An 11,808-nucleotide genomic window follows, 5' to 3' on the forward strand; every position below is an offset into this window, starting at 1 on the left:
GCGAGGTCGAATTTCTGTTGTTGGTAGTAAAGATTCCCCCGATTGTTGTAAGCCATCGCGTCGCGGGGATCGAGATCGATCGCTTTCTTGTAATCGGCTAGAGCGAGGTCGGTTTGGTGTTGTTCGGCGTAAAGAAGCGCCCGATTGTTGTAAGCCATCGCGAATCGGGGATCGATCTCGATCGCTTGATTATAATCGGACAGAGCGAGGTCGGTTTGGTGCCAGTCGCTGTAAAGAAGCCCCCGATTGTTATACAAAACGGCGCGGCGAGCGAGATCGATCGCCCGATCGATCGCTTTTAACGCCTTATCATAGTGGTTTAAATTCTTTAAGGTTAAGGCTTTCTCGTTATAGAGGATAAAGTTTCCGGGAGAGATGGCGAGCGCGCGGTCGATAACCCTTAACGCGCTCTTGAAGTCTCCCACCCCGCGATAGATCACATTTTGCAATAGTAGGATACTGGCCTGAAATTTTTTTAAATCTGGATCGGAGGGAAGAGTGGCGAGCGATCGTTCTAACGCCTCGCTCGCCGGTAAATACCGTTCGAGATAGACTAACGCGATTCCCTTACCGTACCAAGCGAGAAAAACATTTTCCGGTCGGTTTTGGGCGATCGCGCGATCGAAGGCGGTCACGGCTTCCTCGTATCTTCCTAACCGCCACAGTTGCCCACCCCTTTCTATCCAGATCTCCGCCGGGGCATTGGTATCGGGAATTTTCACCTTCTCGATCGCCCCGAGTAATTCCTGTTGCTGTTGTCGATCGATTCCGGCCGGCGCGGTGGTTAATAATCCGGGGTTCGTCCGGAATCTATCTTTTAAACCGATAAAAGTACCGATAGGAATCGCCAAGCTGAAGCCGAATTGGATTCTGCCCGCCTCGCCCCCTTCGGCGCGCCCGTGAATACCGATCACTCTCCCCGACGAATCGAGAACCGCGCCCCCGCTCATCCCCCCGTAGGTGATACTGCTATAAACTAACTCGTACCCTCCCGTGAGAGAAGTCGCTCCCTGTAGACCCGCGCTTCCTTGACTCTGTAGATCGTTCTGTCGGGTTCGTAGTAATCCCAATTCCTTATCTTGGGCAAACCCGCCGTTAAATTCCCATATCGGTCGCCTGTCGCCGATTTTCGGGTATCCCGCCACGAAGACAACCTCACCGGTATTCGGGGTATAGTTCCCTAGCTCGGCGATGGGGTAGGTTCCCTCGCTCTGGAAACGGAAGACGGCGAGATCTACCCCTTCCTGACGGATGACGCGGTTTCTCTCGATTTTTCGGCTTTTGCCATCGTTCGTGACGACGGTATAGGTGAAGTCATCGGAACAGGTTGCCGCGCCCGCGATTTTCTCGCAGAGGACGTGATCCGCGGTCAGTACGGTGTAGGTTTTCCCCTCGCGGGCGATAATTACACCGCTACCGTTCCCGCCGCTCGTGCTATCGATCCGGACGGTGAATCCCCTCGCTTTTTTTTCTAATTCGGCGACGTAGCCGGTATACGCGGGCTTTTCAATGTAGGGGTCGGTTTCTGGTAAAGGTAAGTTATAGGCGGTGAGGATTTCCGGCCGGATGTAAGCTAATAGTGTATTGATGGGAATGCCCCAGTTAAGGGTTCTCATCTTTTGGATCTCTTCCGCGGTCGGTTTCGTGCCGTCCTCGTAGGTGTAGTTGGAGAGAATCGGGGAGGCGGAACGTCCGTTCAGTCCGATTAACTCGCCCTCGACGAAAATGCCGCCGCCGCTCATTCCCTGCACGATCTCGCCACTGTAGCCGATGCTATACCCTTCGGAAAGAGGTCGATCGCCCGCCCGTTCGATCGTTCCCGTCGTCACCCGATACTGTCCCGTTTCCGCGGGGTATCCCGTGGCGACCACCTCCAAACCGATCCGGTCTTCATTAACGGTAAATCGCGCGATCGGGGCGATCGGATAGTCGCGTCGATCGCTAAACTCTAACAGGGCGAGATCTTTACGCTCCGATAGGGAATCGGGAACGACGCGGGCCGTGCGGCTCTGGCCGTCGTGAGTTCGTACCTGTAGGGTTTTCGCCGTGCGGGTAACGTGGGCGTTGGTCAGGACGACATAGGTATCGCCTTTTCGGGCGATAATCGTCCCCGAACCCCGATTCTGTTCGCTAAAGATACCGACGGTAACTCGTTGTAACAATTCCTCCTCGGAAAGCTCTCGATCTGCTGGCAGCAGCGCTTCGCTCCCGCCCTGTACCGTGAGGGTTCGGGAAGGTCGCGAATTTTGATTCCCGTTAGGAATATTTCCCGCGTTCGGGGTAAGGAAAGTGCATCCGGATGGAGAGAAAAACGCGACAAGAGCGATGAGAGCGATCGAGGGTTTTAACATGGTTGATTTTCTCGATTATTTTAAATAGTAAGAACGGACGGAAAAGAAGATCCCGGAAGTTAGGAGAATCGCGAGTGCCGGGGGAGCGATCGGAACCCATAGCCCCCCGTAACTCAAGAGAATCCAACCGATTCCCCCGAGGGAAACCAGAGCGATCGACCCCGCGATAAGAATCGATTTCACCCGGAGAAAACGCCACGCGATCCCCCCCCCGACGAGCGACCAGCCCAACCCCCAGAAAGCCTCCTGTAAGGGATTCCAGAAAGCGATCGAGGTACGGTTTCCCGTCATCGTATCGAGGATCTGACTGACCGCGTGCGCGTGGAGATAAACCCCCGGAACCGCTTCCGACGCGTCGCGACTAAAGGGGGTTAAAAAATCATCGACTCCCGGTTCCGTCACCCCGATCAGCACGATTTTTCCCCGCACCGATTCGGGATTAAAACTCGGATCTAACACCTGGCGGAGAGATTTTTTCGGCGCGATTTTCACGATCGCGTCACCGCCATTCCCCGCGATCCGACGGTAATCGAGCATGACTTGACGGCCGGATCTCGTATCGGCCTGACGGCTTTTATAGGGGCCGTTCGCGGACTGTAGCCAATCGCCGAGACGGGTATCGCCGATATTGATCTCTAGAATCCCCCGATCGAGTTTATTACAGTTAAAATCTTGATTCTGTAATTCTAAATAGCGTTTAGCGATCGCCAGGCTGAAACTAGGCGCGTAGTCCTTGAAATTACAGGAAAGGGAAGAAGCCGGGGCGAGAGATTCGGGAGGTAAACAGGGAGAGGTTTTATCGAGTTTCGCTTGATATAAAAGGCGGCGAACTCTAGGAACTCCCGAAATATTTTCATCTACCACTACATTACTAAAACCCGTTCGATCGAGCGCCAGTTCGGGAGGCGGAGAAATTCCATCCGACTGTTGATAGTTGTTAAATTTACAGATCGTGAGGAAATTCGGAACCGTTTTTAATTGATTCGCCAACGGGGGATAATCTTCCGTCGCGGCGATCGGGCGTAAAATATCTAGCGCGATCACGCTCGGTTTATAGGGTTGTATTTTATGTAAAAGTTTCGAGAGGGCTTCCCCGGCGAGGGAACGTTTTCGATCGCTCCCCGCTATGATGGGTCTTTTCATTCCCATTCTATCTTGATATTCCTTATCTTCTTTATCGATCGTGATAATTAAAAAGCGATCGTCCGGTTTATCTTTCGGTTTCCATTGCATGATCCGATCGTAGGTCTGTAAATCGATTTTCTCGAATCCTCCCGTTTCTCGAATTCCCACGAGTACACCGGTAACTAAACAGGAGATCGCCATCAACGCGCCGAGCGATCGCCATCGAATTCGAGGATGTTTATGAAGTTCGTTCCAAGCGGGGATTTCTTCCGTAGGATTGGGACAGATTACGGGCAACCAACTCGCGCAGGGATATTCTTTTTCCCAGTCATCGTGTAGTATTTTCCTCGCTTCCTGTACGGAAGTATAGAGAGAATTTTCCGCCGTGAAAAACTCCAGAAAAACGCGGAGAAATTTCGGGGCGATCGGATCGGGCAGTTTCTCCCGCATGAAAATTAAATGCGGTAAAACCATTCCTTTTTCTGCGGCGAGTTGATGCGCAAGTCCCACACCATCACAGGAGTTAAAGATAGCAATTTTTAATCCCTTTCTCGTGGCTTCCCGTAGAGAAAATTGAAAATCGGGAATTTCTAATTTCTCCGCTTCCGTTAATTGTATCTCGCAGTGTTTCCCGTCTTCCGTACTCGCGCTATGACCGCTAAAAAAGAAAATATCCCATCTCCCTTGACGGAGTGATTCGGTTAACTCTCGCGCGGTCGGCGATTCTAGCCAGTGAATTTCCGCTCCCGCTTTTTCCGCTATTTCGTCTAATACTTTTCGATCTTCTTTTAGCGATTCCAGATCGGACGCGCCTCCTAAAACCGCCAGAATTTGCACTCGGGAATTCGGTCTCGATGAACCGGCGGAAATATCGTATTCAGAGGCGATAATCGCCAGATCCAAATGGTTATCCCGCGCCACATCCCACTTCTCCCACGGAATACGCCGTAGCCAAACATAATCGGTCTGTATCCAGAGACGGGAACTCGTCGCCGACGCTCGTAATATCGCCGTTCTAATCGGCTCGAATTCGGAACTAGAATTGAGCCAATCGTTAAATTTTTCCCCGACCGAGTTCGCGGTTTTCTGGCATTCTAATTTCGTTCGATCGCGCGATAATCTCGTGACCTGCTCGGGATCGCTATGGGATAAAGCCCGGAAAAAACTTTCTAGGTCGGAATAATCCCGTTGCCATTGACGATAGAGATTCAATAATTCGGGATTGGCGGGTAATGTCCCCCGAATCCGCGCTCGCGGCCGCGAGTGAATTCCCTGACGAATTTCTAGATTCGCTTTAAATCCACGATCGAACGAGCCATCGAGTTCGAGAACTAATAGTTTTTCCATCATTAATTACATTCTAAACTGACCGATTTATTTAAACTTGAAACTTTTCCAGAATACTCTCCTCTCCTAAAGCGATTTTGACTTGAAACTTATCTCCAGATTCCGCATCGAATCGGTAGCGAATAAATTCATCGTTTTCCTCGGAAACTACCTCTTTAAAAATCTCTCCCTCTTCCGTCAGGATCATTAATTTCACGTTCGGGGGTAGAAAAGTTTGCTCTCCGGTCGGGTACACGCTAGTTTGAATTTTGAAACCGAATTCGGTACGTCCGATCGTGAGGGTTAACGCGAGTTGATTTCGCGATAATTCTAAATTTATATCTTTCGCCCGTTTAATTTCTATGTTTTTAAAAGCGGGGACGAGACGGGGGGAAATCACTTCCTCGATCGCTCGCCATCCTCTCGCGAATTGATTCTCGAACCACTCGCCGAGATGAACGCGTTCGGGTTCCCGTTTCGGAAACCGTCGATCGATCAACATTTCCCGCCAGTTTCGATTGGCGATAATCGCCCCCCACTCTTCAAAAGAAACCGCCCTTCTCGGAAAAGTTAGCTCGGGATTTCCGAGAATATCGAATAACTCAGTGAGTCGATCGAGCGAAAGTTTCGGTAAAGAAGCCACTTCCCCGCGGGTCGATTCGTTCGGGTAATAGTGACGGATGAGAGAGAGAGAATCGATATCCTCCGTCACCTCGTCCCGGCGTAACGAGTAGCACCGAACGCGTTGATTATACGCTCCAAGTTCTTGCAATTTTTGCCGTGTCGTGTATCCCCATACCCGCGCGAGTTTTTCTTCCATATCAAGTTGAACCGCTAGATAATAATCGCCCGCTAATTCGGGAATATCTACCCACTCCCGGCAGATTTCCAATTCCTCGATATCGAAAGCCTCGCTCGGTACGATAATCGCGCGTCGATCGCCCAATGTAATCGCGCTCCCGTTGATTCCTAAGCACCAGAAAGTTTCCCCGTCCGGTTCAGCGCTCGCGTTCGGAAATTCTGCTTGAAAATAGGCGAGTAGAATCGATCGCGCGAGAGAATTGAGATAGAGCCTCGGACGGACGGAAGAGGGGAAAGATTCGCTAAATTCCCGCGCTTGTCTCTCGATCTCTTCGGAAATATATAGCCAATCGCTCTGGGGATGGAAATCGGTAACTCGTAAAGTCATGGTTAATTCTCCGGGGTCGCGGGGGGTACAGTTGGTCGGTAATAGTGTTCTAGCCATATTTCTAATGCCTCGCTTATCGTCTCTATATCGTTCGATTGTAGCGAGGTGTGCAGGTTCGTTCTCGCCCACCCGATAAAATGTTTCGCTAACTTTTTCCGAACGGTTCTCATCCTTCGGAGGACGGAAGTATAATTCACCGGAGGCGTTACGGAAGCGGCGATTTTTTGTAGGGATAATTTTTGCCCGTAATACATCTCGAATTCCGAGCGTCTCGCGGGTTCGATGTTTTCTAGCTCGCTCGCCAACCAGTCTAGTATATTCTTCCAACTTGTTTCTATCGCGAGCGATTCTTCCGCGATTTCTATCTCATCTAGCGGGTTTTCCGAGGGATCGGCGATCGAATCGTATCCCGTCGGTTGTTCCTCCTCCGTCGAACGCTCGATCGAACGCGGTTTTATCGGGGACAGATAAGCCTGTAGAGCCTGCCCCGCCACGGTCAAGCGTTTCTCGATTTCTTGGCTCTTCAAATTCGCTCGATTCTCCCGATTATATCGCTCGGTAATTTCCTGCCAGATAGTAGCGTCGGGCTTCTGGATCTGTCTATTAAGCCGGATAATTCGATCGCCCGCGTAAATTTCTTTATAGTAATCCCACGGAAGTAAATACTCCTCTAGCGCGCTCGTCCCTAGATGACGGATTAACGCCTCTTTAAAACGGCTTTCACTCGATTTGAGTAGGAGACTCCAGAGCGTGTGTCCGAAGGTTCGATCGCTCTCGCGCAATCGATCGATCACCCGCCATTTAATCCGTTGGCCGGCGAAAGTAGACAGCTTTGTATTTAAAGTCGGGTTGAACTCCGAGAGAATTTTATCGAACTGTAAAACACCGATCGTAAAATAATCCCCGATCTCGTTCTCGAATCGATCTCGATAGGTTCGGTAGATCTCGCGGGCGCTCCAGTAACAAGGTTCCTGTAAATAGGCGTGAAGATGTTTACGGGGAAGTCCTTCTTCTTTTCCCGACGCGAGCCATGTTCGCCAGAAAAAGAGTCCCCAATATTCCGGGTTCGTCAAAGACGGCTCCCGTGCCAGATAATTTTGCAGATCGCGACGTAACCTATTGTCCGTCAACCATCGCGCCTCGTTTCCCTCCCAATTCAAGAAGGTAGAAAACTGCTCGATCGGATCTCCCCGTCTTTTCATGCGATTTTTCCCATCCTACGGCGGTTAACTAATTACTCTATCGAGGTCTCCCCCCGGTTATGTGCGGTTTGATCGGATCAATTTATTTTTCTAGCACAGTTCGGTTAATCGACCGCCCCTAACTCCTAACCGGAGATTTTCGATTTTCGCGAGAGGTCTAATCTTTCGCGACTGCATATCCTTCGGTTCGCGTTCCGAAGAAGGATGTGGAGGCAGAGAAAAGACCGCATCGAGGCTTTTACCCCATCGTCCGGTCTTCCCGCTCCCGAAAAACCTCGAATCTATCCGGAGAATACAATCATGACCCTTCAAATCGCTCATTACACCCGATCGCTCTTCGCCACGGCAATCTTACTCTCGATCTCGCTCTCGGGATTAGATGGAAAAATCGCGCCGGTAGACGCGGCCTGTAGAACGACCGGTCAAAGGGTAGGCGGTATGTCACTACTAAAATGCTCCGGCTCGACGAGATGCCGTCCTACAGGACAGATCCGTAGAGTAAACGGAGTAAGTTATCGTGTTATGACCTGTCCCCGTCGATAACGAGGATTGATGGGCGAATTCACGGATTCGGTTTTCTCTCTAACTAAATGGATCGCGGACTTTTAGCGGATAGCTTAGTGCCGGTTACGTCAAAATCTCCGATCCTAACATCCGTTGATATTTCGCCTCTAACGCCTTTTTCAACGAGGGTAACGTGATTAGGTGCGGGTCATCCATCAGAATCTTTTCCGCCGCGTCCCGCGCTAACACCAGCACCTCTTGATCCTCCACCAAACTCGCCAGAGCGAAATCCGGTAAACCCGATTGCCGCGTCCCCAACACTTCCCCCGGCCCCCGGAAACGCATATCCATTTCCGAGATAAAAAATCCATCCCGCGATTGTTCCAAAACCCCCAATCGCTGGCGGGTTTCCGGCGTATTACTCCCGCTCAACAGTAGACAATAGGACTGATGGGAACCCCGGCCCACCCGTCCCCGCAACTGGTGCAACTGCGACAGACCGAACCGTTCCGCGTTCTCGATTAACATCACCGTAGCGTTCGGCACATCGACCCCCACCTCGATAACGGTGGTAGACACGATAATTTGAATTTCATTATCCCGAAACGCCCGTAAAACCTCCTCTTTCTGCGCCGAATTCATCCGCCCGTGTAACAATCCCACCCGAAAATCCGGGAAAATCCTTTCCGATAGATTCTGGTGTTCCTCGACCGCGGCGCGAACGTCCAATTTCTCCGATTCCTCGATCACGGGAAAAATCACGTAAGCCTGTCTTCCTTGGGCGATTTCCCGACGAATAAGCTCGTAAGCTTGTTTTCTCTGCTTCCCGTTTAACGCGGTGGTTTCGATCGGCTGTCGGCCCGGCGGTAGCTCATCAATTTGACTAACATCGAGATCGCCGTGAAGGGTGAGCGCGAGCGTTCGCGGGATAGGAGTCGCCGTCATCGTCAAAACGTGGGGAGATTCCCCCTTACTCAACAGTCGCGCTCTCTGTTGCACCCCGAAACGATGCTGTTCGTCGATTACCACTAAACCCAATTTCCGGAACTTGACGGGATCTTGAATGAGCGCGTGGGTTCCCACTAATAACGGTAATTCCCCCGTTTCCAGTTGGGCGTGAATTTCCCGTCGCTTGGCGGCTTTCGTCGAACCGGTGAGCAATTCCACGGGAAGATGCAGGAGATTGAACCAACCGACCAATTTTCGATAATGTTGCTCGGCCAATACCTCCGTGGGAGCCATTAACGCCGCCTGATAGCCGGACTGGAGCGCGGCGAGAATGGCGTACACCCCGACGATAGTTTTCCCCGAACCCACGTCCCCCTGCACGAGACGGTTCATCGGGGTGGAGGATTGCAGATCTTCGAGGATTTCGCCGACAACACGTTTTTGTGCGTTTGTCAAGGAGAAGGGAACGATCTGATTAAACTGGTCGATTAACTGCCCTCTCGGGTTAAAAGTCGCGCTTTTCTGGCTTTTTTGGTACTGTTGGCGACGGCGCAGGAATCCTAACTGGAGATAGAAAAATTCATCGAACACTAAACGCCGTCTAGATTGGGCGAGGATTTCCGAGTTATCGGGAAAATGAATATTGGTGATAGCGGTTTTCAGGTCGATCAAGCCGTATTGTTTCCGTAAACCGAAGGGTAGGGGATCTTTAATTTCCTGAACCGCCCCGAAAGCGAAAATAACCGCTTTACGGATTAAATCGGCGGGAACGCCATCGGTAAGCGGGTAAACGGGCAGAATCCGACCGATTTTAAGCGATTCGATACTCGCGCCGGAACTATCGAGCAGTTCAAATTCGGGATTCTCCAGGGTAACGCCGTATTTCCCCGGTTTGACGAGACCGCTAACCGCGACCACGGAACCGACGGGGTAGGCTTTTTTCTGTCCTTCCTGCCAGCCGCGACCGGTAAAGCGAGTTCCCGCGAAAAAGCGAGTAAGTTTAATCTGTCCGGTGCGATCCTGTAAAAGTAATTCAAAAATGGCGAGTTTAGGGTTTTTCGGGCTGGTGAAGCAGTTACAGCGTTTGACGTTGCCGACGAGGGTAACGGTTTCGCCTTCGGTGAGGTTGGCGATATTGACCTGTCGGCTGTAGTCGATGTGGTCGCGGGGATAGTAATACAGTAAATCCTCGACGATATTTAGCCCCAATCGGGCGAGAAGTGCCGCTTTTCTCTCGCCTACTTCCGCTAGATAGCGCAGGGGTTGTTCTATTGTTACCGGCCGCGCGGGGTTGGTTTTCGCGGTGACGGGTACGGTTTTGGGGATTTTCGGTTCCGGGGGTTCGTCGGGGGTTGCCGGGGTTTCTAGGGTTTGCCGCAGTTGCTGGAGGAAGTTGCGGGTGTCGATGACGAGGCTTTGGCGTTGGTTGGGGGCTAGTTCGGGATAACGGGCGAATTTCGTGGCGAGATCTCGCCATTTAGTTCGATCGCTCGTCGGGATGCCCGCGGGGGGACTCTGCCCGAAGCTGAGACACAAGAACTCGCTAAAGCGGTACTGGTTGCCCATCAAGTCGGAATATCCTTTTTCCGCCTCGACGGAGAGCGCTTTCTGTAATCGTATCCAGTCAGGCATTTGCGAAGTCATAGTTATCCGGTCGCGGGAGGGATCTCGCCCCTATCGATTTTCTATCCTATCAAGCGAGACGACCCCGCCCCCGCGCGGGATTCCCCGGCTATCGGAAAATAATCTCGCCGCGCACCTCGATATCGAGCGCTTTGAGAATTTCCAGCAGTTTAGTGAAACTCGCGCCGGCGTAAAGATTCGCCTCGTCGCGCTGAACCTGTTGCGCTTTCACCCCCAATCGTTCCGCGAGTTGTTCCTGTGTCCAACCCCGGATAATTCGGGCTTTAATCAGCGTTTCGGGTAATCGCGCGAAGGATTCGAGGGATAGGAGATCGATCTTTCCGGCTTTCAGTTTCTCGTATTCCTCTACTTCCTCGCGCATCTCTTCCAGTTGACTTTCGAGCGCGTCGAGATGAGCTTTGTGGCGTAGTTTGTCGTTGAGAGAATCCGAGACTGGATAAGTGTTTAATGTGGCGATCGCTGACTCGAATTTCTTGATTTGGGCGCACGTCACCATTAATTGACGTTCATTAAGTATCATGGGTAAATTTAGGAAGAATCAAATAGAATCATTTTTTTGAAAGCTAAAATTTTTGAGTTAACTCTTGATTTTAGAGATCGATGGCGACGATTCCTTTCGGCTCTCCATCGCGATCGATTTGAAAAAATTCGAGAAAAGTTCTTCCCGAAAAATCAGCGTTCGAGCTAGAGGGAAACAGTTCCCCGCCGTACTTAGCTTTCTGGGCGGCGCGCTTATCGTTAAAATCTAATAAAGTAGGAGCGATCTGTTGCAGTAGAGCGTAATCTACCGCATCATCCTCCCAGCAAACATCGAAATCACCGGGATATTCTTTATTCGTCGCGAAACTGCCATCGATATAAATTCGGGGACATCCAGCCTGTTTTAAAGATTCACAGGCTCGCCGTAATCCGGCTAGAAGTTCTCGACGGCGCTCGTTAAACGCTAGAACTTCTTCAACTTCTTGCCATGTGGCGAGATGAATTCCTGCGGGGAGGTTCCCATTCGGGAGGAAAGCGGGAATCGACATGGATTCTTCTTTCTCTTCAGAATCCAAAAGATTTTGAATGTCTTGCTCGGATAATTTTAACGTTGCAATATACTTGGCTGAAGACAACGCTTCATTAATACCTTTATAAAAGGCTTCAATTCTTTTGTCGAGATTTTTGTTTGAAGATTTAAAATATTTTGTCAATCTTGGAGGTGGAGAAATAGACGGTTCTAAAAGTAATTTATGCCGTCGGCTAATCTCCCTTAATCCCATAGTTTCCTTAAGAATTCCGTTCACTGATATCCAGGCATTATTCGATAAATTTCTGGTTCTTAAAGCTTCTGGATCAATACGATTCAACCCATCTGTCAATTTTTTATTAACGGTTAAAGCGGACATGGAAGCCGCTATCCGTTCCGATGCCTTTTGAAGAGTTTCCGAGGGGAAAATGGGATGGGCTATCCGTTCCAATGCCTTGGGATCTGGATGAATACGATTCAACCCATCTGTCAATTTTTTATTAACGGTTA

At 50.6% G+C, this 11,808-nt stretch carries 7 protein-coding genes; all 7 read right to left on the minus strand.

All coding sequences use genetic code 11. The features are described 5' to 3' along the window. On the minus strand, nucleotides 1-2,351 hold a 2,351-nt coding region (locus tag V0288_RS24205), incomplete at its 3' end, for a tetratricopeptide repeat-containing serine protease family protein (protein ID WP_332867762.1). A 15-nt stretch (nucleotides 2,352-2,366) separates the two neighbouring features. Beyond that, nucleotides 2,367-4,823, minus strand: coding sequence for a CHASE2 domain-containing protein (locus V0288_RS24210; RefSeq protein ID WP_422662068.1), 2,457 nt, complete (start codon nucleotides 4,821-4,823; stop codon nucleotides 2,367-2,369). A gap of 31 nt (nucleotides 4,824-4,854) precedes the next feature. Then, complete coding sequence (locus tag V0288_RS24215) at nucleotides 4,855-6,048, minus strand: DUF1822 family protein (RefSeq protein WP_332867764.1); 1,194 nt, start codon at nucleotides 6,046-6,048, stop codon at nucleotides 4,855-4,857. Further along, nucleotides 5,994-7,193, minus strand: coding sequence for a hypothetical protein (locus V0288_RS24220; protein ID WP_332867765.1), 1,200 nt, complete (start codon nucleotides 7,191-7,193; stop codon nucleotides 5,994-5,996). The genes V0288_RS24215 and V0288_RS24220 overlap by 55 nt, the downstream gene beginning before the upstream one ends. 627 nt (nucleotides 7,194-7,820) lie before the next feature. Continuing rightward, on the minus strand, nucleotides 7,821-10,289 hold the full coding sequence (recG, locus tag V0288_RS24225) for an ATP-dependent DNA helicase RecG (RefSeq protein WP_422662067.1): 2,469 nt from the start codon (nucleotides 10,287-10,289) through the stop codon (nucleotides 7,821-7,823). An 88-nt stretch (nucleotides 10,290-10,377) separates the two neighbouring features. Further along, entirely contained in the window at nucleotides 10,378-10,809 is a 432-nt protein-coding gene (locus V0288_RS24230) for a helix-turn-helix transcriptional regulator (protein WP_332867767.1), read from the minus strand. Between the two features lie 70 nt (nucleotides 10,810-10,879). Beyond that, on the minus strand, nucleotides 10,880-11,808 hold a 929-nt coding region (locus V0288_RS24235), incomplete at its 5' end, for a DUF6932 family protein (RefSeq protein ID WP_332867768.1).

The organism is Pannus brasiliensis CCIBt3594 (assembly GCF_036688125.1).
GTDB classification, from domain to species: Bacteria; Cyanobacteriota; Cyanobacteriia; order Cyanobacteriales; family Microcystaceae; genus Pannus; species Pannus brasiliensis.